Origin of the sequence: Thermomonas sp. (genome assembly GCF_023953935.1) — a bacterium.
Classification (GTDB): domain Bacteria; phylum Pseudomonadota; class Gammaproteobacteria; order Xanthomonadales; family Xanthomonadaceae; genus Thermomonas.
This window is the reverse complement of the sequence record NZ_JAMLIW010000010.1, coordinates 38,331-63,269: the sequence shown is the minus strand read 5'-3', so window position 1 is coordinate 63,269 and position 24,939 is coordinate 38,331. Positions and strand designations below refer to the sequence as shown.

Annotated in this window: 22 protein-coding genes and 4 pseudogenes; 18 read left to right on the top strand and 8 right to left on the bottom strand. The window is 66.8% G+C overall.

Translation table 11 applies throughout. The features are described from left to right. Window positions 1-36 precede the first annotated feature (36 nt). Window positions 37-1,776, bottom strand: coding sequence for an SLC13 family permease (locus M9902_RS11120; protein ID WP_324528050.1), 1,740 nt, complete (start codon window positions 1,774-1,776; stop codon window positions 37-39). A 162-nt stretch (window positions 1,777-1,938) separates the two neighbouring features. Here M9902_RS11120 and M9902_RS11115 point away from each other — a divergent pair, with 162 nt between their 5' ends. The 12 genes and pseudogenes from M9902_RS11115 (at window position 1,939) to hslU (ending at window position 14,415) form a co-directional block, all read left to right on the top strand. Next, window positions 1,939-2,913 (top strand): YafY family protein, encoded by a 975-nt coding sequence (locus M9902_RS11115; protein WP_297223027.1) that lies wholly within the window; start codon window positions 1,939-1,941, stop codon window positions 2,911-2,913. Continuing rightward, a complete protein-coding gene (locus M9902_RS11110) occupies window positions 2,910-3,824 on the top strand; it encodes a patatin-like phospholipase family protein (protein WP_297223024.1) in 915 nt (304 codons plus the stop codon). The genes M9902_RS11115 and M9902_RS11110 overlap by 4 nt, the downstream gene beginning before the upstream one ends. Before the next feature lie 61 nt (window positions 3,825-3,885). Then, complete coding sequence (locus M9902_RS11105; RefSeq protein ID WP_297171516.1) at window positions 3,886-4,158, top strand: hypothetical protein; 273 nt, start codon at window positions 3,886-3,888, stop codon at window positions 4,156-4,158. Between the two features lie 106 nt (window positions 4,159-4,264). After that, the gene (locus M9902_RS11100; RefSeq protein WP_297223021.1) at window positions 4,265-6,370 is read left to right on the top strand and encodes a prolyl oligopeptidase family serine peptidase; all 2,106 of its coding nucleotides are present in this window, start codon (window positions 4,265-4,267) and stop codon (window positions 6,368-6,370) included. 310 nt (window positions 6,371-6,680) lie between these two features. After that, window positions 6,681-8,843, top strand: a complete 2,163-nt coding sequence (locus M9902_RS11095; RefSeq protein WP_297223018.1) for a S9 family peptidase — start codon at window positions 6,681-6,683, stop codon at window positions 8,841-8,843. 123 nt (window positions 8,844-8,966) lie between these two features. After that, complete coding sequence (locus M9902_RS11090) at window positions 8,967-9,329, top strand: YbaN family protein (RefSeq protein WP_297223016.1); 363 nt, start codon at window positions 8,967-8,969, stop codon at window positions 9,327-9,329. A gap of 50 nt (window positions 9,330-9,379) precedes the next feature. Further along, window positions 9,380-9,577 carry a lipoprotein gene (locus M9902_RS11085; RefSeq protein WP_297223014.1) on the top strand — a complete coding sequence of 66 codons (198 nt, stop codon included), beginning with the start codon at window positions 9,380-9,382 and terminating at the stop codon, window positions 9,575-9,577. A gap of 7 nt (window positions 9,578-9,584) precedes the next feature. After that, complete coding sequence (gene dapF / locus M9902_RS11080) at window positions 9,585-10,418, top strand: diaminopimelate epimerase (RefSeq protein ID WP_297223012.1); 834 nt, start codon at window positions 9,585-9,587, stop codon at window positions 10,416-10,418. Beyond that, complete coding sequence (locus M9902_RS11075; RefSeq protein WP_297223010.1) at window positions 10,415-11,107, top strand: DUF484 family protein; 693 nt, start codon at window positions 10,415-10,417, stop codon at window positions 11,105-11,107. Before dapF ends, M9902_RS11075 begins: the two co-directional genes overlap by 4 nt. 55 nt (window positions 11,108-11,162) lie before the next feature. Next, window positions 11,163-12,044, top strand: coding sequence for a tyrosine recombinase XerC (xerC, locus tag M9902_RS11070; RefSeq protein WP_297223008.1), 882 nt, complete (start codon window positions 11,163-11,165; stop codon window positions 12,042-12,044). A gap of 111 nt (window positions 12,045-12,155) precedes the next feature. Then, window positions 12,156-12,707: an ATP-dependent protease subunit HslV gene (gene hslV, locus M9902_RS11065; RefSeq protein ID WP_297223007.1), complete on the top strand. Its 552-nt coding sequence runs from the start codon at window positions 12,156-12,158 to the stop codon at window positions 12,705-12,707. 335 nt (window positions 12,708-13,042) lie between these two features. Next, window positions 13,043-14,415: pseudogene (hslU, locus tag M9902_RS11060) on the top strand (ATP-dependent protease ATPase subunit HslU). A 57-nt stretch (window positions 14,416-14,472) separates the two neighbouring features. On the opposite strand, the gene M9902_RS11055 reads toward hslU, so the two are convergent. The 4 genes and pseudogenes from M9902_RS11055 to M9902_RS11040 form a co-directional block, all read right to left on the bottom strand. Then, window positions 14,473-15,096 (bottom strand): YbhB/YbcL family Raf kinase inhibitor-like protein, encoded by a 624-nt coding sequence (locus M9902_RS11055; RefSeq protein ID WP_297223005.1) that lies wholly within the window; start codon window positions 15,094-15,096, stop codon window positions 14,473-14,475. A gap of 79 nt (window positions 15,097-15,175) precedes the next feature. Continuing rightward, the gene (locus M9902_RS11050; protein ID WP_297223003.1) at window positions 15,176-15,946 is read right to left on the bottom strand and encodes a lysophospholipid acyltransferase family protein; all 771 of its coding nucleotides are present in this window, start codon (window positions 15,944-15,946) and stop codon (window positions 15,176-15,178) included. A 73-nt stretch (window positions 15,947-16,019) separates the two neighbouring features. Beyond that, window positions 16,020-16,395 (bottom strand): annotated as a pseudogene (locus M9902_RS11045) (hotdog fold thioesterase). A gap of 82 nt (window positions 16,396-16,477) precedes the next feature. After that, window positions 16,478-17,092 carry a DUF1232 domain-containing protein gene (locus tag M9902_RS11040; RefSeq protein WP_297223001.1) on the bottom strand — a complete coding sequence of 205 codons (615 nt, stop codon included), beginning with the start codon at window positions 17,090-17,092 and terminating at the stop codon, window positions 16,478-16,480. A 264-nt stretch (window positions 17,093-17,356) separates the two neighbouring features. On the opposite strand from M9902_RS11040, the gene M9902_RS11035 reads away from it, so the two are divergent. The 6 genes and pseudogenes from M9902_RS11035 (at window position 17,357) to M9902_RS11020 (ending at window position 22,494) form a co-directional block, all read left to right on the top strand. After that, on the top strand, window positions 17,357-18,640 hold the full coding sequence (locus tag M9902_RS11035; protein ID WP_343231887.1) for a cytochrome c: 1,284 nt from the start codon (window positions 17,357-17,359) through the stop codon (window positions 18,638-18,640). After that, on the top strand, window positions 18,589-19,095 hold the full coding sequence (locus tag M9902_RS12050; protein WP_343231886.1) for an FTR1 family protein: 507 nt from the start codon (window positions 18,589-18,591) through the stop codon (window positions 19,093-19,095). The genes M9902_RS11035 and M9902_RS12050 overlap by 52 nt, the downstream gene beginning before the upstream one ends. Before the next feature lie 5 nt (window positions 19,096-19,100). After that, window positions 19,101-19,313: a hypothetical protein gene (locus tag M9902_RS12045; RefSeq protein ID WP_343231885.1), complete on the top strand. Its 213-nt coding sequence runs from the start codon at window positions 19,101-19,103 to the stop codon at window positions 19,311-19,313. A gap of 71 nt (window positions 19,314-19,384) precedes the next feature. Continuing rightward, window positions 19,385-20,016: pseudogene (locus tag M9902_RS11030) on the top strand (ParA family protein). A 24-nt stretch (window positions 20,017-20,040) separates the two neighbouring features. Beyond that, on the top strand, window positions 20,041-20,511 hold the full coding sequence (locus M9902_RS11025; RefSeq protein ID WP_297222999.1) for a histidine phosphatase family protein: 471 nt from the start codon (window positions 20,041-20,043) through the stop codon (window positions 20,509-20,511). Between the two features lie 4 nt (window positions 20,512-20,515). Further along, window positions 20,516-22,494: pseudogene (locus M9902_RS11020) on the top strand (phospholipase D family protein). A gap of 771 nt (window positions 22,495-23,265) precedes the next feature. Here the strand turns inward: M9902_RS11020 and M9902_RS11015 are convergent. From M9902_RS11015 to M9902_RS11005, 3 genes are all read right to left on the bottom strand, one after another. Next, window positions 23,266-23,463, bottom strand: a complete 198-nt coding sequence (locus M9902_RS11015) for a hypothetical protein (RefSeq protein ID WP_297222997.1) — start codon at window positions 23,461-23,463, stop codon at window positions 23,266-23,268. A 209-nt stretch (window positions 23,464-23,672) separates the two neighbouring features. After that, window positions 23,673-23,939 carry an RHS repeat-associated core domain-containing protein gene (locus tag M9902_RS11010; RefSeq protein ID WP_297222995.1) on the bottom strand — a complete coding sequence of 89 codons (267 nt, stop codon included), beginning with the start codon at window positions 23,937-23,939 and terminating at the stop codon, window positions 23,673-23,675. 116 nt (window positions 23,940-24,055) lie between these two features. Beyond that, window positions 24,056-24,934: an RHS repeat domain-containing protein gene (locus M9902_RS11005; protein ID WP_297222994.1), complete on the bottom strand. Its 879-nt coding sequence runs from the start codon at window positions 24,932-24,934 to the stop codon at window positions 24,056-24,058. Window positions 24,935-24,939: the final 5 nt, after the last annotated feature.

Genomic DNA, 24,939 nt, shown 5'->3' with positions numbered 1-24,939 from the left:
GAAGGGTGCCTGCACCTCTCCCGGCGCTTGCCCGCGCTACGGATGGAACGGCCAGAATTGCGGGATCAGCCACATCGAGATCGCGCAGAAGATGGCGATCAGCGGGATGCCCACCTTCATGAAGTCGGTGAATCGGTAGCCACCCGCGTAATAGACCATGGTGTTGGTGGGATACCCGACCGGCGTGGCGAACGAGGTGGCGGCGGCGAACGCCACCGCCACGATGAACGGGCGCGGATCGGCCTGCACCGACTGCGCCACCGAGATGGCGATCCCCACCATCAGCACCACCGACGGGTTGTGGCCCATGAATTCGGTCAGCACCGCGGTCAGCAGGTAGACCAGCAGCAGGGCCGCCAGCGGGCCATGATCGCCGAGCAACTGCATGCTCGCCGCCACCAGCTCATGCGCCACCCCGGTCTTTTCGATCGCGATCCCCAGCGGCAGGATCGCGCCGAGCAGGACGATGATCTTCCAGTCCATCGCCTCGTAAACGTCCTTGTGCCCGTAGCAGCCGAAGGCCGCCATCGCGACCGCGCCGCAAATGGCCGCGGCGGGAATCGGCATCCAGTGCATCCCCGAGGCCACCACCACCGCGACCATGGTGCCCACCGCCAGCCAGGCCTTGCGCCATGACCGGTGCCGCCGGCTGCTGCGCTGGCCCAGCACGATGAAGCGGTCATCCGCGCGCAGTACCGGCAGGCGATCTTCTTCGGTCAACAGCAGCAGGACGTCGCCGACCGCCAGCTCCACCTCGCCCAGCGAGTCGTGCAGAAGGTGGCCGCGGCGGTGGATGGCCAGCACGCCGCCGTCGTAGCGCCAGCCCAGGTCGAGGTCGGACAGGTGCCGACTTTCCGCCGCGCTGGCCGGCGCCACCATCATCTCCACCAGCACCCGCGGGCGGTCATCCGGGCCGGCGTAGTGCGGCTCGCGCGGATACACCAGCTTCATGTTCTGGCGAAACGCCTCGATCTTCTCCCAATCCCCGCGCACCAGCAGCACGTCGTGACGCTCCAGCTTCTGGAAGCGCGGCGACCACATCTTTTCGTTGCCGCGCAGCAACTCCAGCGGGAAGACCCCGTGCAATTCAATGATCCGGGCATCGGCAATCGTGGTTCCGCGCAGCGGCGAATCGGCGGTGATGCGCAATTCCGTCACGTATTTCCCGATGCCCTCGCCATCACCGACCGCGCCCAGCAGGGTGTTCGCCTGCTTCGGCAGCAGCCAGCGCCCGAGCAACATCAGGTAGGCGATGCCGACCACAGCGAGGATGGCGCCGAGCTTGGTGAACTCGAACACGCCGAACTCCGGCAGGCCGCTCTTCACCGCCAGGCTGTTGGTCAACAGGTTGGACGAGGTACCGATCAGGGTGCACACCCCGCCCATCTGCGCGGCAAACGCCATCGGCATCAGCACCCGCGCCGGCGAAGTGCCTGAGCGCGTGCAGACCCGCAGCGCCAGCGGCAGGAAGGTGGCCACCAGCGCGATGTTCTTCACGAACGCCCCCATCGGCGCGATCGTCACCATCAGCGCCAGGGTGAGCAGCCACGGTTTGCGGATGCGCGAGAGCATTTGCCCCAGCGGTTCCAGCGCGCCGGAGCGCTCGATGCCCAGGCTGAGCGCGAACATCGCCGCCACCGTCACCGTGGCCTCGTTGGAAAACCCGCTGAGCGCTTCGTCGATGTCGACGATCCCCAGCGCCACCAGCAGCGCCAGCACCACCAGCGCCACCATGTCGATGCGGATTTTCTCGCTGGCGAATGCCACCATCGCCATGGCGATGATCGCGAGCGTTGCCCAAGCCTGCCAATGCATGTGGTGTGCGGGTCCCCGGATCCAAAGGCGCCATTCGCGGCGCCCGGATGGCGCCACTGTGGCGATCGGCAGGCACGTGCCGACCATGGCCACATCCCCGTGCTGCTGACGCATAATCGCACGATGGACCGCTATGAGCGCATCATCGCGATGCACCGCACGTTTCAGGCCGCGCGCCGGCCGGTGACGGTGGCTCACCTGCAGGACGAACTGGGCTGCTCGCGCGCCACCGTCTACCGTGACCTCGCCTTCCTGCGCGATGGGCTGATGGCGCCCGTCATCGGCGACGGCGACGCCGGCTTCAGCTACGACCGGGCCGAAGCCGAACGTTTCGAACTGCCGGGGCTGTGGCTCACCTCGGAGGAATTGCACGCGCTGGTGGCCGCGCAGCAACTGCTGGCGCGCAGCGGCGGCGGCATGCTCGCGGAGGTGCTGGCCCCGCTGCAGCAGCGCATCGACAGACTGCTCGATGAACATTCCGGCGGCAAGCGCTGGCCGCTGGAACGGATCCGGGTGATCCCGCACCGCACCCGAAAACTCGACGAGCACGTATTCCGCCTGGTTGCCTCGGCGGTGCTCGAACGCCACACCCTCGGCTTCGACTATCGCGCCCGTTCCACCGACGAGAAAACCCGGCGCAGCGTCAGCCCGCAGCGTCTGACCCACTACCGCGACAACTGGTACCTCGACGCCTGGGACGATGATCGCGAAGCGCTGCGCAGCTTCTCGCTCGATCGAATCACGGCTCCCAAGCCCGGCGAGGGCCGCGCCCGCGACCTCGATGCCGCCGAACTCAATGCCCATCTTGCGTCCAGCTACGGCATCTTCTCGGGCGCGCCCAAGGGCTGGGCGACCATTCGCTTTTCCGCCAAGGCCGCGCGCTGGGTCGCCGAGGAACACTGGCATTCGCAGCAGCAGGGCCAGTTCCTGCCCGACGGGCGCTACGAGCTGAAGGTTCCGTATTCGGTCCCGCGTGAACTGCTGATGGACGTGCTGCACTACGGTGCCGACGCCGAACTGGTCGAACCAAAGGCACTGCGCATGCAGCTGCGCACCCTGCTGCAGCTGGCGATCAGCAACTACGAAGACGCGCCATGAACGCCACCGACGCACCTGCCATGGACAATGCCCAGGACCGCAGCATCGTACTCGCGCTGGGCGCCGGCGGTGCCCGCGGGCTGGCGCAGATTGGCGTGATCGAAGTGCTGCAGGAACGCGGGATGCAGATCCGGGCGATTGCCGGCACCTCCTGCGGCGCGCTGGTCGGCGGCGCCTGCGCTGCAGGAAAGCTGCCCGAGTTGATGCACTGGATGCAGACGACCAGCCGCGCCGAGATGCTGCGCCTGCTCGATCCCGGGTTCGGTCGCCCGGCCATGTTCACCGGCGAGAAGCTGGTGCGCACCCTGCGCAAGGTGGTGGGCGAACCGCGGATCGAGGAATTGCCCATCGACTTCACCGCCGTGGCGGTGGACCTGATGCACCAGCGCGAGGTCTGGCTGCGCCGCGGCGATCTCTGGGATGCCATCCGCGCCTCGTTCGCCATCCCCGGCATCTTCACGCCGATGGTCATCGGCGACATGGAACTGGTCGATGGCGGCCTGCTGGCGCCGCTGCCGATCACCGCCACCCGGCTGGCCGGGCCGCACCGGGTGATCGCGGTCGACATCCACTCACGGCCGCCGCAGCTGGCCGCCGATCCGGTGCGCGAGCTGGTTGCGGAAAATGCCAAGGAATCTCCCGGCATCCTCGGGCGTTGGGTGGAGCGCCATTTCAGCGACGACGAAGCCAAGCCGCCGCAGCACCACTTCAAATTGATGGAAGTGATGTCGCGCGCGCTGGACACCATGCAAGAGCGCATCGGCCGGGTGCAGCTGGCGCTGGAACCGCCCGACCTGCTGATCCGCATCCCGCGCGACGCCTGCGAGTTCTACGAATTCTGGCGCGCCTCGGAACTGATCGAGATCGGCCGCCGCGAAGCGGAAAAGGCGCTGGACGCGGCGGGGTTCTGAGCGTCTCAATCCGTGCGACGCGGGCGCGGCAAGCTGGCTTTCCCAGCATCGGAGCACCGCCATGTCCCGCCGCTCGCTTGAACTGTTCCTGCGCCAGTGTGTTCTGCTTGGCGCAACCCTCGTCATCCTGATCCCCGCCGCGCGCGGCAGCAGTGCCTGGATCGGTTGGCTGCCGCTGTGGCTGGTCGGAATGCCGCTGGCGGCGTGGCTGAGCTTGCTGCGGCTGGCGAAACCGCAGATTGCATGGGCACTGCCGCGCCGCCGCCGCCCGCAGGCGCGCCGTCAGCGCGTTCGGCGGACGGCCATCCCGCGGCCTTCAGCACGTCGCGCCTGAACCACGGGCGCGGCGTTCCCGGCCTTCGGCCAACCTTCAGGACATCCGCGGTTCCGCCGCTGCGTGCTAGCGTTCCCGGTTTGACGCCTTTGCCACGGAGCCCGCCATGTCCCAATTCTCCAGCGCCTGCCTGATCGCCAGCCTCGCCATCGCCGCCTCGGCAGCCGCGCAAACGGCGCCGCCCACCGACGATCCCTATGCCTGGCTGGAGGACGTGTCCGGCCAGCGTGCGCTGGACTGGGTGCGCGCACGCAATGCGCGAACCGAGGCCGACATTGCCGCATCGCCTGAGTTCAAGCGACTGGAAGGCGAGATCCGCGCCATTCTCGATTCCGACGCCAAGATCCCGGGGGTCGAGAAGATCGGCGACTACTACTACAATTTCTGGAAGGACGCCCAGCACCAGCGCGGCCTGTGGCGGCGCACCACGCTGGCCGAATACCGCAAGCCCGAGCCGCAGTGGGAAACCGTGCTCGACCTTGATGCGCTCAACGCCGCCGAAGGCAAGCAGTGGGTCTGGCACGGCGCCGATTGCCTGAAGCCCGCCTACCAGCGCTGCCTGATCGCGCTTTCGCCCGGCGGCTCGGATGCCGACGTCACGCGCGAGTTCGACCTCACCAGCAAGCAGTTCGTCGAAGGCGGTTTCTTCCGTCCCGAGGCCAAGGGCGGGCTGGCATGGATCGACGAAAACACGGTGTACGTGTTCACCGATTTCGGGCCGGGCACGATGACCAGCTCGGGCTATCCCAACATCGTCAAGGTCTGGAAGCGCGGCACGCCGATGGCAAGCGCCAGCACCGTCTACACCGGTCAACCCGGCGACATGTACATCGCCGCCTTCCACGATTTCACCCCCGGCTACGCCCGCGACTTCGTCAGCCGCACGCTGGCCTTCTACAACGATGAGCTCTACCTGCGCAGCGCAGACGGTGCGCTGACCCGGATCGATGCGCCCAACTCGGCGCAAAAGAGCGTGCACAAGGACTGGCTGCTGCTGGAGCTGCGCGAGCCGTACACGGCGGACGGCAGGACCTATCCGGCCGGCGCACTGATCGCCACGAACTTCAACGATTTCATGGCCGGCAAGCGCGAATTCTCCGCGCTGTTCACGCCCACCGATCGCGCCGCGCTGGCGGGCTACAGCTGGACCCGCGATCATCTTGTCCTGAACGTGATGGAAGACGTCAAGAACCGACTCTCCGTGCTCACCCCCGGCGCCGGCGCCTGGAGCAAATCGGACTTCATCGGCGCGCCGCCGATCGGTGCGGTGACGGTTTCGTCCGTCGATCCGGATAACAGCAACGCAGTGTGGATGACCACCACCGATTTCCTCTCCCCGACGACGCTGTCGCTGGTGGAGGTCGGCCAGGCCCCGGAGAAGCTCAAGTCCAACCCCGAGTTCTTCAATGCCTGGAAGGAAGTGATCGAACAGCACTTCGCCACGTCGAAAGACGGCACCCGGGTGCCGTACTTCGTGGTGCGGCCCAAGGATCGGAAGTTCGACGGGACCGCGCCGACCCTGCTGTACGGCTACGGTGGCTTTGAAATCTCGATGACGCCGTCCTACTCGGGCGCGATCGGCAAGGCCTGGCTGGAGCGCGGCGGCGTCTATGTGCTGGCCAATATCCGCGGCGGTGGCGAATACGGCCCGCGCTGGCACCAGGCCGCGCTCAAGGCCAATCGTCACAAGGCCTATGAAGACTTTGCCGCGATCGCCGACGACCTGGTCGCGCGCCGGATCACCTCACCCGCGCACCTGGGCGCCATGGGCGGCAGCAACGGCGGCCTGCTGATGGGCAATATGCTCACCCAATACCCGGAAAAATTCGGCGCGATTGTGGTGCAGGTGCCGCTGCTGGACATGAAGCGCTACAGCCACCTGCTGGCCGGCGCCTCGTGGATGGCCGAATACGGCGATCCCGATACCAGCGACTGGGACTTCATCAAGACCTTCTCGCCCTACCACCTGTTCGACGCCAGCCGGGCCTATCCACCGACGCTGTTCCTGACCTCGACCAAGGACGACCGCGTCCACCCGGCGCATGCCCGCAAGATGATGGCGAAGATGGAAGCGGCCGGGAAGGACGTGCATTACTACGAGAACATCGAAGGCGGCCACGGCGGCGCCGCCGACAACGCCCAGGCCGCGCACATGAGCGCGCTGGCCTGGACCTTCCTGTGGGATCGGTTGGCGCGACAAGGAAGGCAATGACTGCTTCCGGGCAAGCCGAGCCTGACTCGGTATCGGAGGGCTCGTCCGTTCGTGGCCCCCACCTCCCGTTCGTGGTGAGCCTGTCGAACCATGAACGGCACCGGCCAAGGCCCGAGTCCGTTGGCTCTGCCGTTCATCCTTCGACAGGCCTGTCCTGAGCCTGTCGAAGGGCTCAGGACGGACGGATTACGATACCGGGCACGATGCAAATGGTTCCGTTCGTGGTGAGCTTGTCGAACCATGAACGGAACAGCCATGATCCGTCACATACACCACCCCACCATTGCAATTCCCGCAACAGGCGCCATCCATGAAGCCTCTCCTTGCCATTGCCCTTGCCAGCCTCTTGTTCATGAGCCCAACTGCCCACGCCCAAACCCTGCCCACGCCGCCCGACGCCGCGCAGCACCCGCACGTCGTCACCGCGCCGCACGGCGCGCAGCGGCAGGATCCGTACTACTGGCTGCGCGACGACGAACGCAAGAACCCGGCGATGCTGGCCTATCTCAACGCCGAAAATGCCTACGCCGACGCCGTGCTGGCGCCAACCAAACCGCTGCAAGACAAGCTCTACGACGAAACCGTCGCCCGCATCCGCCAGGACGACGCCAGCGTGCCCTTCCGCGAACGCGGGTACTGGTATTACGCCCGTTTCGAAACCGGCAAGGATTACCCGATCCATGCGCGCCGCAAGGACGGCCCCGGCGTCGATGCGGCTTCCCTGCTGGCCGCCAACGCCGCCGGCAATTTCACGGGCGAAGAAATCCTGCTGGACGTCAACGCGCTGGCCGCCGGCAAGGACTACTACAACGTCGGTGACTACGAGGTGTCCCCTGACAACACGACCCTGGCCTGGGCCGAGGACAGCAACGGCCGCCGCCAGCACGTGATCCGCTTCCGCAACCTCGCCACCGGCGTCGATTATCCGGAAACGATCCCCGGCGTTTCCGGCGATCTGGTCTGGGCCGACGACAACCGCACCCTGTTCTACATCGAAAACGATCCGGACACCCTGCTCACCGTGCGGGTGAAGAAACACGTCCTCGGCACCGATCCGAAGGACGACCCCGTCGTCTATGAGGAGACCGACGACAACTATTATCTGGCGATCGACCGCACCCGCGACGAGCGCTACATCGTCATCGCGATGAGCAGCACGCTGTCTTCCGAGCTGCGCTACGCCCCGGCCGCAAACCCCGTGCAGTTTTCCGTACTCGCTCCGCGCGCGCGCGACGTGGAATATGACGCCGACCACTTCGGCGGGCGCTGGGTGATCCGCACCAATGCCGACGGCGCGACCAACTTCAAGCTCGTCACTGCCGCCGACGGTGCGACATCGCGCACGGACTGGCAAGACTGGATCGGCCACCGCGACGACGTGCTGATCGAGGATTTCGAACTGTTCGACGGCTTCACGGCGATTGCCGAACGCAGCGGCGGGCTGGAGCGCGTGCGCCTGCTGCGCGCCGACGGCAGCGAGGAATTCGTCCGCGCCGACGAGCCGGCCTATTCGATGGGACTGGCCACCAACAGCGAGCCTGGCACCGCCTGGGTGCGCTACAGCTACACCTCGATGACCACCCCGGGCACGGTGTACGAGCTCAACGTGGCCACCGGCGAACGCCGCCTGCTCAAGCGCCAGCCGGTGCTGGGTGATTTCGACCCGGCCAACTACGTCACCGAACGGCTGTGGGCGACGGCGCGCGACGGCACCCGCCTCCCCGTCTCGCTAGTCTATCGCAAGGGCTTTGAAAAGAACGGTCAAGCCGCGCTGCTGCTGTACGGCTACGGCAGCTATGGCGCATCGATGGATCCGGGCTTTTCGATCAGCACGCTCAGCCTGCTCGATCGCGGCATGGTCTATGCCATCGCCCACGTCCGCGGCGGCCAGGAACTGGGCCGGCGCTGGTACGAGGACGGCAAGCTGCTCAAGAAGGTCAACACCTTCACCGATTTCATCGACGTCCGCGATTTTCTGGTGCGCGAAGGCTACGCCGCACCGAACCGTATCGCCGCCCACGGCGGCAGCGCCGGTGGCCTGCTGATGGGCGCGGTGGCCAACATGGCGCCGGACAAGTTCCGGGTGATCCTCTCGCAGGTGCCGTTCGTCGATGTGGTGACGACGATGCTGGACCCGTCGATCCCGCTGACCACCAACGAATACGACGAATGGGGCAACCCCGAGGACAAGACCTACTACGACTACATCCTCGGCTATTCGCCCTACGACAACCTGCGCGCGCAGGCCTACCCGGCGATGTTCGTCGGCACCGGGCTGTGGGATTCGCAGGTGCAATACTGGGAGCCGGCGAAATACGTGGCGCGGCTGCGCGATGTGAACACCTCTGCCGCACCTGTCGTCTTCCGCACCAACATGGACGCCGGCCACGGCGGCAAATCCGGCCGCTTCCGCCGCTACCGCGAGCAGGCCGAGATGTACGCCTTCATGCTGGAACAACTGGGGGTCGATTGAGCTTCGCGGCGCGCACCGCTTTCATCACGGGACCACATCCCGTTCGTGGTGAGCCTGTCGAACCATGAACGGACCAGAACCCTCGATGCCAGTCATCACACCGCGACTCGGACAGCCCGCCGCATGACCCGCCACCTCTGGGCAGCACTGGCCTGGATCAGCTTGATCCTCGGCATCATCGGCGCGTTCCTGCCGATCATGCCGACCGTGCCCTTCATCCTGCTGGCCGCCTTCGCCGCCGCGCGCGGCTCGCAGCGGCTGCGCCACTGGCTGGTCACCCACCCGAAATTCGGCCAGAGCATCATCGACTGGGAACGTGACGGCACCGTCGCCCGCCGCGCCAAATGGCTGGCGACCGGAATGATGTCCGCCTCGGCGGTCTCCATGCTGGTGTTCTCGCCGGTCTGGTGGGTGCCGGCGCTGGGCATCGCGATCATGGGTTCGGTGACGCTGTGGCTTTGGCGGCGGCCGGAACCGAAAGGCTGATCTGCGCGCCTGACCGCGACGGCGGCGCGGGGCACGGGTACACTTCCGCCATGATCAAACGCGCCATCTTCCTGCTGCTCCTGTCCTGCCTGCTGGCCGCCTGCGGCAACAAGGGGCCACTGGTGCTGCCGGACAAGCCGCAGGCAGCGGCTGCGCCTGAGCCGATCGTGCCTGTGCCGGCACCCGCCGCGCCTGCATCCACCCAGGCGGCCCCGGAAAGCGCGCCCCAGCCCGATCCCGTCCGCTGAGCCGGCCATGCGTTTTTCCAAGATGCACGGTGCCGGCAACGATTTCGTGGTGCTGGACCTGCGCGACGGCACGCCCGCACCGACGCCGGCACTGTGCGAACAGCTGGCCGATCGCCATTTCGGCATCGGCTGCGACCAGATCCTCACCATCGAACCTCCACAACACGCCGCGGCGGTCGCGTCGTATCGCATCTGGAATGCCGATGGCTCGGCCTCCGGCCAATGCGGCAATGGCGCGCGCTGCATCGCGGCCTGGCTGGTGCGCGACGGCAGTGCGCCGGCGGCGGAAGGATTCGTGATCGAAAGTCCGGCCGGCCAGCACGCCGTGACCCGCGCCAGCAACGGCGACTTCGTGATCGACATGGGCGCGGCGCGCTTTGCCCCGGCCGACATTCCGCTGGCCGGCGTTGCCGCCGCGCAGGACGAATACGCGCTCGACATCGACGGGCAAACCCTGCGCTTCGGCGCCGTGTCGATGGGCAATCCGCACGCCGTCATCGAGGTGGACGCCGTGGCCGGCGCGCCGGTGGCGACGCTGGGCGCGGCGCTCCAGCGCAGCAGCATGTTTCCGGAATCCTGCAATGTCGGCTTTGCCGAGGTGCGCGCACCGGATCACATCCGCCTGCGCGTCAACGAGCGCGGCGCGGGCGAGACCCTGGCCTGCGGCAGCGGCGCCTGCGCGGCGGTGGCGGTGCTGGCCGCGCGCGGCCGCGTCGATGCCGCGCGCGGCGTGACGGTTGAACTGCCCGGTGGCTGCCTGCACATCCGGCAGGCAAGCGATTCCGGCACCATCTTCATGGGCGGCCCGGCCGCCTTCGTCTTCGAGGGAGAATGGCCTTGAGCGTGGATTACGACGACAGCACCGAAAAACTCGGCGCGCACGAAGTGGCGGCCTGGTTGCGCCGACACCCGAACTTCCTCCTGCAGTTCCCCGATCTGGCGCAATCGCTGGTGCTGCCGCGCGACAACGGGCAGACCGCCTCGCTGGCCAGCTACCAGCTGGAAATCCTGCGCGAAAAGAACCGCGAGCTCGGCCGCCGCCTGCACACGCTGGCCGCCAACGCGCAGGACAACGAACGCTTGGCGGTGCGCACGCACCAGCTCGCGCTGGCGCTGATGAAGCAGGGCAGCGCCGCCGACACCCTGCGGGCGATGGCCGCCAGCCTGACCGAGGATTTCCAGGGCGATCTGGTCCGGATCGTCAGCTTCCGCGACCTGCCCGAACTGGACGCCGCCGAGTGGTACCAGCATCTTCCGCCCGACAGCCCGCGCCTGGCCGGTTTTCAGGATTTGCTGGCCAGCGGTGAGCCGGTCTGCGGCCGCCTGCACCCGGACAAGAACGCGCTGCTTTACGGCGTCCGCGCCGAGGACGTGCAAAGCTCGGCGCTGCTGAGCCTTGCCGGTGTCGGACTGGTTGCAGTCGGCAGTTTCGACGGCAACCGCTTCTTCCCGGGCATGGGCACGATGTTCCTGAGCATGATGGGCGAAGCGCTGGCGGTGGCGTTGCAGCGGGAGTCGGCGGCGGGCTGAGTCGCGGGCAGAGCGCCAGGTTTCCCCCGCCTCGCGGAACGAGGATGATGGAAGAATGCCGGTTGCCGCCTTCCTCGAACACCTGCGCGTCGAACGCCAAAGCTCGCTGCACACGCTGGACGCCTATCGCCGCGACTTGGCCGCGCTTGCCGACTTCGCGCAAGGCCGCGACCTGCTCGAACTGCATGCTGACGACATTCGCGCCTTCATCGCCCGCGAACACCGCCGTGGACTGACCCCGAAGTCGCTCCAGCGCCGGCTCTCGGCCTGCCGCAGCCTGTACCGCTGGTTGCTCAAGCAAGGCCGCATCACCGCGCTGCCGACCGCCGGCGTGCGCGCGCCGAAAGCGCCGCGCAAGCTGCCGCAGGTGCTCGATGTCGATGAAGCCTCCCGATTGGTCGAAGTGGCCACCGACGCGCCGCTGGGACTGCGCGACCGCGCCTTGCTGGAATTGCTGTATTCCTCCGGACTGCGCCTGTCCGAGCTGTGCGCGCTGCGCTGGCGTGATCTCGATTTCGAACAGGGCCTGGTCAGCGTGCTCGGCAAGGGCAGCAAGCAGCGGATCGTGCCGGTCGGCTCGCACGCACGCACCGCCCTGCACGAATGGCGGGCAGAGTCCGCGGGCACACCGGAGAGCTTCGTCTTCCCCGGCCGCAGCGGCAAACAGATCAGCGCGCGCGCGATCCAGCTGCGGATGAAGCAGCTGGCGCTGCGCCAGGGCGTGCTCAAGCGCATCCACCCGCACCTGCTGCGCCACAGCTTCGCCAGCCACGTACTGGAATCTTCCGGCGATCTGCGCGGGGTGCAGGAATTGCTCGGCCACGCCGACATCGCCACCACCCAGATCTACACCCATCTGGATTTCCAGCACCTGGCCAAGGTCTACGACAGCGCGCACCCGCGCGCGCACCGCAAGCGCACGGACAAGGGCGAGTGAGCGCGCAGCGGGTTCCCGCTGCGCACCCACGCTCCATCGCAACCCCACCGGTTGCCGCGCTTGAAGCCGTGCCCGCGCGCCCCCACCTTGCAGGTTCAAGCGGAGACAACGATGGATCCCAGCCAGAACCCGACCGTGTTCCACGCCACCACCATTTGCTCGGTGCGCCGAAACGGCCAAGTCGTGATCGCCGGCGACGGCCAGGTGACGCTGGGCCACACGGTGATGAAGGCCAACGCGCGCAAGGTGCGCCGGCTCGGCAAGGACGGCCGGGTGCTGGCCGGCTTCGCCGGTGCCGCCGCCGACGCCTTCACCCTGTTCGAATTGTTCGAAGCCAAGCTCGAAAAGCACGGCCAGCTGCAGCGCGCGGCGGTGGAGATGGCCAAGGACTGGCGCACCGAGCGCCGCTTCGGCAAGCTCGAAGCCCTGCTGGCGGTGGCCGATGCCGACACCTCGCTGGTGATCTCCGGCACCGGCGACGTGATCGAACCGGAAGACGGCCTGATCGCGATCGGCTCCGGCGGCATGTACGCGCTGTCGGCGGCGCGCGCGCTGCTGGCGCATACCGATCTGGACGCCCGCACCATCGCCACGGAAGCACTCAAGATCGCCGGTGATATTTGCATCTACACCAACCAGAACATCGTGGTTGAAGCGTTGTGATTGGGGATTCGGGATTGGGGATTTGATAAAACCAAAGCATTTGGCTCCGTTCCGCACCTCCCGTCTCCCGTCTCCCGTCTCCCGTCTCCCGTCTCCCGTCTCCCGTCTCCCGTCTCCCGTCTCCCGTCTCCCGCCTCCCGTCTCCCGAATCCCGAATCCCGAATCCCGAATCCCGAATCCCGCCTCCCGTCTCCCGAATCCCGAATCCCGAATCCCGAATCCCGAATCCCGAATCCCGAATCCCGAATCACGAATCACGAATCACGAATCACGAATCCCGAATCCCGAATCCCGAATCACGAATCACGAATCACGAATCACGAATCACGCCCCCCATGACCGACTCCTCCTCCATGACCCCGCGCGAGATCGTTGCCGAGCTCGATCGCCACATCATCGGCCAGCAGGCCGCCAAGCGCGCCGTGGCCATCGCCCTGCGCAACCGCTGGCGGCGCGCGCAGTTGCCGGCCGAGCTGCGCAACGAGGTGATGCCGAAGAACATCCTGATGATCGGCCCCACCGGCGTCGGCAAGACGGAGATCGCGCGGCGGCTGGCAACGCTGGCCAACGCGCCATTCGTGAAGGTGGAGGCAACCCGCTTCACCGAAGTCGGCTATGTCGGCAAGGACGTCGAACAGATCATCCGCGACCTCGCCGATACCGCGGTCAAGCTGTACCGCAGCCAGGCCAAGCAGCGCGTGCGCACCCAGGCCGAGGAGCGCGCCGAGGAGCGCATCCTCGATGCCCTGCTGCCGCGCCGCGAGATGAAATCGGGGTTCGGCCTGCAACAGAGCGTGACCACGGTGGACATCGCCGCCGAGCCATCGTCGCAGGAATCGGCCACCCGCCAGAAACTGCGCAAGCAATTGCGCGCCGGCGAGCTCGATGAACGCGAGATCGAGCTCGATCTGAGCGTGAACATCGGCGTGGACATCATGGCGCCTCCGGGCATGGAGGAAATGGGCCAGCAGCTGCGGCAGATGTTCTCCCAGCTCTCGGGGCAGCCAAACCCACAAGAAGACCCTGAGCATCCGCGCCGCCCGCCCGCTGCTGATCGAGGAAGAGGCCGGCAAGCTGGTCAATGAAGACGACGTGCGCGAGCAGGCGATCGAGGCCTGCGAACAGCACGGCATCGTCTTCATCGACGAGATCGACAAGGTCGCCAAGCGCAGCGAGGGGCTATGGCGCGGATGTTTCCCGCGAAGGCGTGCAGCGCGACCTGCTGCCGCTGGTCGAAGGCAGCACCGTGAGCACCAAGTACGGGCCGGTGCGCACCGACCACATCCTGTTCATTGCCTCCGGCGCCTTCCACCTCGCCAAGCCGTCGGACCTGATCCCGGAGATGCAGGGCCGCTTCCCGATCCGGGTGGAGCTGTCGGCGCTGGGCAAGGACGACTTCGTGCGCATCCTGACCGAACCCAAGGCCGCGCTGACCCGGCAATACGTCGAACTGATGCAGACCGAGGGCGTGGCGCTCAGCTTCGCGACGGAGGCGGTGGATCGCCTGGCCGAGATCGCGGCGCATGTGAACGAACGCCAGGAAAACATCGGCGCCCGGCGCCTGCATACGGTGCTGGAACGGCTGCTGGAATCGCTGAGTTTCGACGCCCCGGACAAGGGCGGCACACTCACCATCGACCGCGCCTACGTCGATGCCCACCTCGGTGAACTGGCGCAGGATCCGGATTTGAGTCGCTACATTCTTTGATGGGGATGGTCCGTCCGTGGTTCGACCGGCTCACCACGAACGGATACCGCATCGGGCTCAGCCCTGCCCCGAAGCCGCATTGAGGCTGTAGGTCCCGTGGATCGCCGTCTCGGCCAGCACGTGGCCGTGCATCGCGCGCAGGACATCGCCGGCGGTGAACGTGTCGGGCAGGGCCAGCTGCGCGCAATCCAGCGCGAACAGGCGGAAGAAATAGCGGTGCACACGCAGGTCGTGCGGCGGCGGGTAGGGGCCGTCGTAGCCGTGGTACTGGCCGGCCATCGCCGGATCGCCGGCGAACCAGCCGGTGTAGTCGTTGAGGCCGCGCGCGCCGCCGGCGTCCTGACCGGCCGGCTTGCCGTGCACGGTCAAGCCATCACTGCAACTGCCGGCCGCGATCCCGCGCACGCCGGCCGGGATGTTGGCGATGGCCCAATGCACGAAATCCCCGCGCGGATGTTCCACCGGAATGGGCGTCGCCGCATCGGCCACCAGCGCGCCGTCGGTGGGCGCATCGGTGTCGATGCACAGCAGGGCGAACGAATGCGTGCCCTCCGGCACGTCCTCCCAGGCCAGATGCGGGTTGCGGTTGCCACCGAGCCCGTCCTTGCCATCCCGTGCCCCGAGGGCGAATTCGGGCGGAATCGACTGGCGGTTCTGGAAACTGTGGCTATGGATCTGCATGGCGTACTCCAAAAGCGCGTGCAAAACGGCTTGCACGCAAAGCGTACACGCACGACCGTCGCCGCCAAAGCGGCGCGACTCAGTCCGCCGTCAACGCCGCGATCACCCGTGCCTGCGCCGTTTCGGCCATCCCGCGCCGCCCGTCGAACTGTCCGGGAAGCACGGGTTCGAGGAAGCAGACCCGTACCGGGCGCGTCGGCTCTGCGAGCACGCGGAAAAAATTGCCGAGGAAACGCTCGCGCGGCCTGAACGCCATGATCGCCTGCGCGCTGGCCTTCGGCCCATACGCCACCGCCACCGGCTGCACCGGCGCCTCTGCCTCCACCGCCGCCGCGAAGATCCGCGCGTGGAAGACGATCACACCCCTGCCGCTGCGGGTACCGCCTTCCGGAAACGCGCCGACCGCGCGACCGGCGCGCAGCCGCTGCGCCATCTCGCCCACGACCTGCCCCAGCGAATCACCGTTGCCGCGCTGCAGGAAGATGCTTTCACCCTGCATCGCCAGCCATCCGACCAGCGGCCAGCCGCGAATTTCCGATTTGGCGATGAACCCCATCATCTGCTGCGAATGCAGCACCACGATATCCATCCAGCTGACGTGATTGGCGACGAACAGCACGCCACCTTGCCGCGGCACGCCTTCACGCCGCACCCGCAACCCGAACACCCAGGCCAGACCGCCCATGAAACCACGCACCGCCGCGTGCGACAGCCGCCCGCCGCGGCCCAGTGCAATCAGGACCAGCGTGATCGGCAACCCGATCAGCAGATGCAGCAGCAGCAGCGGCAGACGGTAGGCGTAGCGCAGGCTGCGCATCAGGGATTCGACGGCGGGGGGCGTCGTGCTCATGATCGGAAGTGTGCCGCGTCGCGCTGGAGCAGGTGGCCTAAAGCAATGGTGACTTGATCAGCCCTGCCCGAATTCAGGCGCCGGAACCCGGCGGCTTGGGCAGCACCGCAAGGGTGATCCGGCCGATGCAGACCGCGCGGTCGTCCGCGTCGGCGATCCGGTATTCCCAGACCTGGGTGCTGCGGCCGATGTGGATGGGCCGGGTGGTGCCGGTGACGATGCCGCTGCGTACGGCGCGCAGATGGTTGGCGTTGATTTCCAGGCCAACGACCGCGGCATCACGGCCGGCCACCAACCCGCCGGCGCTGCTGCCGAGGGGTTTCGCCCAGCACCACCGAGGCGCCGCCGTGCAGCAAACCATAGGGTTGGTGGGTGCGTGGCTCCACCGGCATGGTCGCGCGCAGATAGCCATCGCCCAGCTCGGTGAAAACGATCCCGAGCGTCTCCATCAGGGTCCCGGCCGACAGCGCATTGAGCAGCTCGACCGAGGCGCCCTCCGGCCAGCGGAAACCCGCGGCGATCACGCGCCCGTCAGCCGACCCGGAACGAACCCGGACGCCAGGCGCGCACATACGACTGACGGCGGTCGGCATAACCGCTGCTGCGGCCGTAACCGGTCCCGACGTCCCGCTCGCGGCGTTCGTGCATGCGTTCCTGCAGTTCCTGGCGGCGTCCGTCCATCCACTCGGCGCGGCCCAGCGTGCTGGGATCCACGCCGCGCCGCTTGGCTTCGCGCTCGCGGTATTCGCAGAACTCGTCGTAGGCGTCGATCTCGTGGGTCAGCTGGTGGACGGCCAGTTCGACCATCACCGCATCATCGAAGAAGCCCAGCGGGCCGGCGTTATCCGGGATGATGTCGTTGGGGTCGGCGAAGTAGGACAGGGTGTCGATCACCCGCTGGCGGTCGGCGTCCGGCAGGCTCCAGCCCTGGTCGCGCACCATCGCGATCATGTCGTCGAGGCGCAGCAGGCGATGCAGGATGAACTCCGGCACCCCGGCTTTCTGCGCATTTTCGAGCACGCTGGTGGCCGCCGCGATGATGTCCTCGCCGCTCTTGCCTTCGGCCGCCTTGCGCGCACGCTCTGCCGCAGCATTGAAATGCTCGAGATCCTTGTCGTTGAGCTCGAAAGTCAGGGTGATCGGCATGGCGGGTTTCCGTTGGCGAGGGCTTTGCAAACCGCCAGACTAGGCGGGTCGACGCTGCTCGTCAATCACGCCCGATCGGCGGCCCGCCCTGCCGGCAGCGGTTCCCGTCTCGGCCGGGTTTGGTCGCCGCCCCCGGCCAGGCGAAGCGAACAGGCCCGCGGGCGCTGGCCGGCCCCACGCGATCCGTCACGGCGCCCGGCCGCGAATGATTCGCATCCGCAAAATCCTGATAAACTGCCCGACTCCCGATTCCGAGGCCTGTTCATGGCCCAGTCTTTCCTGCGTCGCCTCGCTTTCATCCTGCTGCTGCTAGCCAGCGGTCTTGCCGCGGCGGCGGCACCCGGCCCCGAGGCCGAAGTCCGCCAGGCTTGGCAACTGCTCGACTACATCGCCGTCGATTACGCCGGCGCGGTACAAGGCGGCAAGGTCATCAGTGCGGGCGAATATGCCGAAATGCGGGAGTTCTCCGCGACCGCGCGGGAACGGATCGCGGCCTTGCCGGGCAATTCGAAACAAGCAGACCTGCTGGGCCAGGCCGATGCGCTGATCGCGCTGGTCGAGCGCAAGGCGGCCGATGCCGACGTGGCGCGCAACGCGCACGCCCTGGCGACGGATTTGCTGGCCGCCTACGGGGTGGCCGCGGCGCCGGCCCAGACCCCTGACGTGGCCGCCGGCAAGGCGCTGTACGCGCAGCAGTGCGCGGCCTGCCACGGCGCCAGTGGCCACGGGGACGGACCCGCCGGGGCCCAACTCGATCCGCCGCCGATCGCCTTCACCGACGCCGATCGCGCCTCCCAGCGCAGCCCGTTGGCACTGTACGAGGCAATCAGCCGCGGCGTTCCCGGCACCTCGATGCCGGCTTATTCACAGCTCACCGACGCCCAGCGCTGGGCCTTGGCGTTTTACGTCGGCGGGCTGGCCTTCAGCGATGCCCAGCGCGCCCAGGGCGAGCAACTGTGGAAGCACGGCACCCCGGATCTGCGCGCCGCGCTGCCGTCACTGCCGACACTGGTACAGGCCAGCGAGCAGCAACTGGCGCAGCGCCTGGATCCGCAGCAGGCGCAGGCCGTGCTGGCCTTCCTGCGCGCGCAGCCGCAGGCGCTGACTGCGGCCGCCGGGAAGCAGGCAACCTCGCTGGAGCTGGCCCGCACCAAGCTCAGGCAAGCGGTGGACGCCTATGCGCAAAACGACGCCAAGCAGGCGGCGACGCTGGCGCTGTCGGCTTATCTCGACGGTGTGGAGCCGGTCGAGCCGCAGATCAGCGCGCGCGACGCCGAGCTGCTGCGCGCGATCGAAACCGCGATGGGCAAGCTGCGCTCGGACATCGGCAAGGGTATGCCGCCGGCGCAGGTCGAAGCCGACGCGGCGCAGGCACTGGCGCTGTTCGAACGCGCCGACGCCGCCCTGCAAGGCAGCAGCGGCAGCTGGATGGCCGCCTTCCTCGGCAGCCTCACCATCCTGCTGCGGGAAGGACTGGAAGCGCTGTTGATCCGATCGTGGTCGGCATCATCGCCTTCCTGCGCAAGGCCGAACGCCGCGAAGCGCTGAAGTGGGTGCACGCCGGCTGGATCGGCGCGCTGGTGGCCGGTGGTTTGACCTGGGTGGTGGCAACCTGGCTGATCGACATCAGCGGTGCCAACCGCGAGCTGACCGAGGGCCTGTCCTCGCTGTTCGCCGCGGCGGTGCTGCTGAGCGTGGGCATCTGGATGCACCAGAAGAGCCTGGCCGGGCGCTGGCAGCAATATCTCAATGAACGGCTGTCGGCGGCGCTCGGGCGTGGCTCGATGATCTTCCTGTTCGTGCTGTCGTTCGTCGCGGTCTACCGCGAAGTATTCGAGACCATCCTGTTCTACGCGGCGATGTGGAATCCGCGCGATGCCGGCGCGATTGTTTCCGGCCTCGTCGTCGGTTCAGCGGGATTGGCGTTGATCACCTTCGCCCTGCTGCGGCTGGGCATGCGGCTGCCGATCGGCAAATTCTTTGCCTTCAGCTCGGCGCGCTGATCGCGGTGCTGGCGGTGGTGCTGGTGGGCAAGGGCGTGGCCGCCCTGCAGGAGGCCGGCTGGATTGGCCTGGGCCTGGTGCAGGCGCCGCGGATCGACCTGCTCGGCGTCTACCCCACCTGGCAAACCCTGCTGGCGCAGCTGGTCATCGCCGTGGCGGCGCTGCTGGGCTTCTGGATCAACCTGCGTGGCGGCAAGCCGGTACCGCACCGCGCCTGAGGCGGGCCGGCCATCGGTGCGATCCGGTGCCGGCGCGTGTACCCTGCTGGAAGCAATTGCGGAGCGCGGTAATGAAGATCTGGCTCGTTGCCTGCGCCAAGGGCGGTGTCGGCAAAACCACGCTGGCGGTCAACCTCGCTGCGGCAGAGGCTGCGGCGGGCCATGCCGTCACCTTGGTGGATGCCGATCCGCAGGGTTCGGCGACGCGCTGGAGCGCACGCCGGGCCGAGCTCGGCAACCCGCTGCCCACCCTCGACGGGCGCAGCCGGAGCGAGGTGCGGCGTTGCCGGCGGGCGCCGGGGTTGCCGTCGTGGATACGCCGGCCGGTGCCGGCGAGCGCGAGCTGGAACCGTTCCTCGACGTCGCCAGCGCGGTGCTGGTGCCGGTGCAACCGTCCGCCTTCGACATCGAGGCCAGCGCGCGGTTTCTCGAAACCCTGGCCACGCACCCGCGGGTCCGCCGCGGCACCTTGCCGGTCGCGCTGGTCGTCAACCGGATCAAGCCGCAGACCAACGCGGCGCAGCAGGCGCTGGAATTGCTGCGTGGCTGGAACTTCCCGGTGGTCGCGCAATTGCGCGACAGCCAGGCCTATACCGTGTTGACCGGCCTGGGTCGCAGCCTGTTCGACTACCATTCGGCGCAGGTGCGCGCCCATCAGGACGACTGGAAACCGCTGTTCCACTGGCTGCAGCAGGTGGATTGAGCGCAACGAAGGAAACGAGAACCCATGCGCGAACTGATCCTGCTGCGCCACGCCCACGCCGAATCCACGCATCCCGGACAAGCGGACGTCGAGCGTCCGCTCTCCACCACCGGGCGCGCTGAGGCCGCGGCGGCCGGTGACTGGCTGCGCGAACACGCCCTGCAACCCGGCCGCGTGCTGTGCTCGCCGGCCGCGCGCGCGCCAGACGCTGGACGCGCTGGCCCGCTGGATTGCGCCGACGTGCGCGAGGAAGCCGCGATTTTCGAGGCCACGCCGGGCACCTTGATCGAACTGGCCGACGCCCACCGCGACGTTTCCCGACTGCTGTTGGTCGGCCACAATCCGGGCCTGGAGCAGTTGGTGGCCCTGCTCCACAGCGGCCGCTCCGGCCACTATCGCGGAATGCCGCCGGCCGCCATCGCGGTGCTGGAATTCGACGATGACGCCGCCATGGAGCCGGGAGCGGCGCGGCTGTCCTGGTTCTGGTGGCCTTGAGGCGATGGCGGGAGGCGTTGCGGCGCGCCTGACGGGTGGCCTGCTTGCCCTGCTGCTGGCAGGTTGCGCCAGCCTGCCCACCGCCCGGCACGATGCCGCCGCCGCGATTGCCGCCTCGGCCCGCGCCACCACGGTCGACTGCGCCCGTGACGACGCCTGCGCGCTGGATTCACCGCTGCTGGCGATGGCCCGCGACGCGCTGGCCCAGTCGCGCCCGCAGGCGCCCAGGCATCGCGCACTGATTCTCGACGACGGCCCGGACGCGCTGCTGGCGCGGGTGCACCTGATCCGCAGCGCTCGCCGCAGCATCGAATTGCAGACCTACATCTTCGACGAGGACGACGCCGCCCAGCTGGTGCTCGACGAGCTGCAGGCGGCGGCCTTCCGCGGGGTCAAGGTGCGGCTGTTGATCGACCAGCTCGCGGCACTGCGCAAGGTGGAGACTCTGGCCGCGCTGTCGGCACTGCATTCCAACTTCGAAATCCGCGTCTACAACCCGGTGCTGGACCGCGCCCGGCTTTCCGGCCCGATGTACGCAGTGGCAGCGCTGTGCTGCCTGCGCCGGCTCAACCGCCGCATGCACAACAAGCTGCTGGTGATCGACGATGAACTCGGCATCATCGGCGGCCGCAATTACCAGGACGACTATTACGACTGGGGCGAGGACTTCAATTTTCGCGATCGCGACCTGCTGATCGCCGGCCCGGTCGCGGCCAGCATGCGGGCCAACTTCGACGCCTTCTGGAACGATCGCCGCAGCGTGCCCGCCGAACGGATCGGCGACGTCGCCCGCTATCTGCGCAGCCACGGACCGCCGCCGGCGCCGCACCACCCTACCGGCGCCCGCAGCGGGTGCGCGCGCTGCTGGCCGACGTCGCCGATCCGCTGGTCATGCGCATGCGCTTCGTCGATCCGGCGCTGGAGGTGCGCGGGGTGCGTTTTCTCGGCGACCTGCCGGGCAAACATCGTGGCGAAGACGCCGATGGCGGCGCCGCAACCGCGTCCGCTGCCACCGGCACCGGGGACAGCCTGCTCGGCCTGATTGAAGGTGCGCAGCGGGAAATCCTGCTGCAAACGCCCTATCTCGTCCTGTCCAAACCGGCCCAGCACCTGTTCCGGGCGCTGCATCGCCGGGACGAGCCGCCGCAGGTGTTGGTCTCCACCAACAGCCTGGCCTCGACCGATGCCTTCATCGCCTACGCGGTGTCCTACAAATACAAGCGCCGCTACCTGCGCGACTTCGGTTTCCGCATCCACGAATTCAAGCCGTTTCCGGCCGATGCGCCGTTCGAGATCGGTGCCACCGGCGCCGGTCTGGAGACGGGGGACGATTCCGCCGCGCTCGCGCCCGAAGCGACCCTGGACGCGACCACTGCCGGCACCACCCGGCGCGAGCGCCGGCTGGCCGCGCGCGGTCTGACCACCGAACCGGGCAGCGAAGCCGGGCGCCCGTCACCGTTCGCCTCTTCCGGTGGCCTGCCGGTGCGGCTGAAGAGCGCCGGGCTGCGGATCGGGCTGCACGCCAAGTCGCTGGTGATCGATGCCCGCATCGGGGTGGTGGGCACCCACAACTTCGACCCCCGCGGCGAGGCCCTCAACACCGAAAGCGCGGTGGTAATCGAGGACCCGGCCTTTGCCGCGGCGCTGGCGGCCAGCATCCGCCGCGACATGGCGCCCGGCAATGCCTGGACCATCGCCCGGCGCGAGCCGTCCCCGATCCTGCCGCGGATCGAATACCACCTGGCGCGACTGTCCGAACGCATGCCGATCTTCGACCTGTGGCCGGTGAAGTACGCCACCAGCTATGACTACAGCGTCGGTCCGGGCTGCCCGGCGACCGACCAACCGCAGGATCCCTTCGCCCCCGAATTTCGCCGCTGCAATCGCCCGGTCGGCGATTTTCCCGAGGTCGACCTCGGCTTGAAGTGGCTGGGCGTGCGCGTGTTCACCGCCTTCGGCTCCGGGCTGGCGCCGATCCTGTAGCCCGGCCGGCGGCGCGGAGGAAAGGTGTTAGTGACAAAAAATCAATGACTCCGACCCCATTGATTTATGGGCGTCGGCTAATTGTCCCTGACACCATTATTACGGCTGATTGGCCGGTTGACGCAGGCTCTACAAGCGGTTTTCGCAAATTGTGCGTGTTTGTTTTTTCTTTGGTCAACGCAAATTGTGAATTGTGCGTGTCCTTGTTTCCGGTCGAAGATCCGCAAACACAACTGATTGGCCGGTTGACGCGGGCTCTACGGGCGGTCAACGCAAATTGTGCGTGTCCTTGTTTTTCGTTTCGGTTCTTGTTTTTCGCTTTTTACGAGTCTCGCTGAGGCGCCGCCGCAGCAGGGAACTACTTAGATATGTCCGCCACCAATTTCTGAGATCCGCTTTTTGCGAATCTGTAAGTCGGCTTCGAATAAAGGCTGGGCGGATATAGGCGCGTCCTGAATCCTTCTACCAGAAAGGCCGCCTGATCACCTACTGTCGATCGTCCAGGAACACTTCCGCTCGCTTCGTACATAACACCCGCGCATGGCTCTTTCGAATGCAAGGAGTGCCAAAAGCCCCGGGACATCTTCCTCATTAATGATTCTTGAGGTGGTGACTGAATATGTACGTATGGAGGCGATTGTCAAAGGTTTTTAGGCTCTCTAGGAACATCATCGGCGCCTTCGCCGCGACATCCCTGGTTGATCGCGCGCAGAATCAATGCGCCACAAACAAAGCGAAAAAAAACAAGGCTGCAACTATCAATAGTTGCCATTATTTTCTCCTGAACCACTCAATCAATTGTCCATATGCCGGATTCTGATCGCCATGATGGTCCACCAATGGACCTGTCGGACCTTCCTTGCTTAAGACGCGCGTTGTATTTCCTTCCTCATCAACTGCGATGACACGAGCAGAGTGATCGATCTCGTTCTCTTCGAATTCTTCCATTGCCGTTTGCATCGTGGCCATAGACCAGTACGTCATTAACCAAATTTGCGCTCGTTGGTGTCGAGTTGTTGTGCCTCAAGCATATCGTTGTGTACTTCGGCTTTGATCAACTTTTCAACCTTCCAAGTTCCGCCATGGCGGTTACCGGAATCCGTAGGGTCACCTCGTCGCCAAGCTTCCGGTGGCAATTGTAAACATTCGGATCCTTAATAAGATCCTGACGACTTCCTTCATGCTCGATTGCGTGGTTTGTCATCTTCCGTTTTGCTTTTGCTTTGCGCCCATCCGGATCCACAAAACCGATACGGATTCCCGCTGGCATACCAGTACCGATTAAACGCCCCCACCGGATTGCTGTAAGCCGTGACAGGATCGACGCTCAGGAACGCCCCAATCCCCGGATCGTAATAGCGCTGCTGCATATAAGTCAGCCCGGAGGCAGCATCCATCACATGCCCGGTATACCCCGCCCGGTTGTCGTTGCCCCGGTTGAGCAACCTCCCGTACGGCTCGTATTCGCTGGTCTCGATGATAGCGCCGGTCGCGCTGGTTTTGGCAATAGGACTGCCCAGTGCATCGGTGTGCAGGTAGCGGATGGTGGTCGTGTTGCCGGTCAGCGGGCGGCTGATCTCCGCCAGCAGGCTGCCGGCCAGATACGCGTTGGCGATGCGCTGGTTGGTGGTTTCGTCGCGCTGCCAGACCAGCCGACCGTCTTGGGCGTACTGGCTGTATTGCAGTTGGCCGCCGCCACGTCCTGCCGCACCCGCCGGCCTTGGGCGTCATAGCGGTAGTTCTGGTTCGCGGTGGCCCGCAGCCGGTTGCCGTAGTCGAAGGCGTAGCTGGCGTTGTTCTTGAAGCTCAGGTTGCCCTGCAGGTCATAGCCCAGCGCGATCACCGCCGGGCTGGCGTTGCCGCTGCAGTTGGGGCCGCTGCGCACGAATTCCAGCCGGTTGGCTGCGCTGTAGCAGTAGGTGTGGTCGCGCGGCTGGCTGCCGCCGGTGATCTGAACCCTTGTCAGGTTGTCCTGCTGGTCATAGGCATAGCTGGCGGTGCCGAACATCGGCGAGGTGGTCTGGGTGAGCCGGTCCAGCGCGTCGTAGCTCATGCTGCGGGTTTGTCTGCCGCTGGCAGTGTTGTCGGTGATGGCGGCGACGTTGCCGTTCGCATCGAACACGGTGGCCAGATCCAGTACGCTGCCGTCCACGCTGTGGCTGGGCAGCTGACGGGCGTTCTGGCTCATCGTGTGGGCGATGCCGTTGCCGTAGGTGAACTGCGCCAGCGCGCCATTGGGGTAGTAGCTGGCATTGCTTGCCAGGGTGGTGGCGCCGGTCTTGGCTTGGGTGACTTGGCCGGCTAATTGTCCCTGACACCTTAATTGGCCCGGCCGGCGGCGCGGAATTTGATTGTTGACTCTAGTCGTTTCCGGCGACGGTCGATGGCGTGCGCCGCACTCGCGACGCCACGCCGTCTGTACCACCCGCCCAGCGCCCACCGCTG

What these genes read in the sequence shown, in the direction of transcription:
- M9902_RS11120 (WP_324528050.1), bottom strand. Translation starts at nt 1,776, where the DNA reads ATGGCGATGGTGGCATTCGCCAGCGAGAAAATCCGCATCGACATGGTG.
- M9902_RS11115 (WP_297223027.1), top strand. Translation starts at nt 1,939, where the DNA reads ATGGACCGCTATGAGCGCATCATCGCGATGCACCGCACGTTTCAGGCC.
- M9902_RS11110 (WP_297223024.1), top strand. Translation starts at nt 2,910, where the DNA reads ATGAACGCCACCGACGCACCTGCCATGGACAATGCCCAGGACCGCAGC.
- M9902_RS11105 (WP_297171516.1), top strand. Translation starts at nt 3,886, where the DNA reads ATGTCCCGCCGCTCGCTTGAACTGTTCCTGCGCCAGTGTGTTCTGCTT.
- M9902_RS11100 (WP_297223021.1), top strand. Translation starts at nt 4,265, where the DNA reads ATGTCCCAATTCTCCAGCGCCTGCCTGATCGCCAGCCTCGCCATCGCC.
- M9902_RS11095 (WP_297223018.1), top strand. Translation starts at nt 6,681, where the DNA reads ATGAAGCCTCTCCTTGCCATTGCCCTTGCCAGCCTCTTGTTCATGAGC.
- M9902_RS11090 (WP_297223016.1), top strand. Translation starts at nt 8,967, where the DNA reads ATGACCCGCCACCTCTGGGCAGCACTGGCCTGGATCAGCTTGATCCTC.
- M9902_RS11085 (WP_297223014.1), top strand. Translation starts at nt 9,380, where the DNA reads ATGATCAAACGCGCCATCTTCCTGCTGCTCCTGTCCTGCCTGCTGGCC.
- dapF (WP_297223012.1), top strand. Translation starts at nt 9,585, where the DNA reads ATGCGTTTTTCCAAGATGCACGGTGCCGGCAACGATTTCGTGGTGCTG.
- xerC (WP_297223008.1), top strand. Translation starts at nt 11,163, where the DNA reads ATGCCGGTTGCCGCCTTCCTCGAACACCTGCGCGTCGAACGCCAAAGC.
- hslV (WP_297223007.1), top strand. Translation starts at nt 12,156, where the DNA reads ATGGATCCCAGCCAGAACCCGACCGTGTTCCACGCCACCACCATTTGC.
- M9902_RS11055 (WP_297223005.1), bottom strand. Translation starts at nt 15,096, where the DNA reads ATGCAGATCCATAGCCACAGTTTCCAGAACCGCCAGTCGATTCCGCCC.
- M9902_RS11050 (WP_297223003.1), bottom strand. Translation starts at nt 15,946, where the DNA reads ATGAGCACGACGCCCCCCGCCGTCGAATCCCTGATGCGCAGCCTGCGC.
- M9902_RS11040 (WP_297223001.1), bottom strand. Translation starts at nt 17,092, where the DNA reads ATGCCGATCACCCTGACTTTCGAGCTCAACGACAAGGATCTCGAGCAT.
- M9902_RS11035 (WP_343231887.1), top strand. Translation starts at nt 17,357, where the DNA reads ATGGCCCAGTCTTTCCTGCGTCGCCTCGCTTTCATCCTGCTGCTGCTA.
- M9902_RS11025 (WP_297222999.1), top strand. Translation starts at nt 20,041, where the DNA reads ATGCGCGAACTGATCCTGCTGCGCCACGCCCACGCCGAATCCACGCAT.
- M9902_RS11015 (WP_297222997.1), bottom strand. Translation starts at nt 23,463, where the DNA reads ATGGCCACGATGCAAACGGCAATGGAAGAATTCGAAGAGAACGAGATC.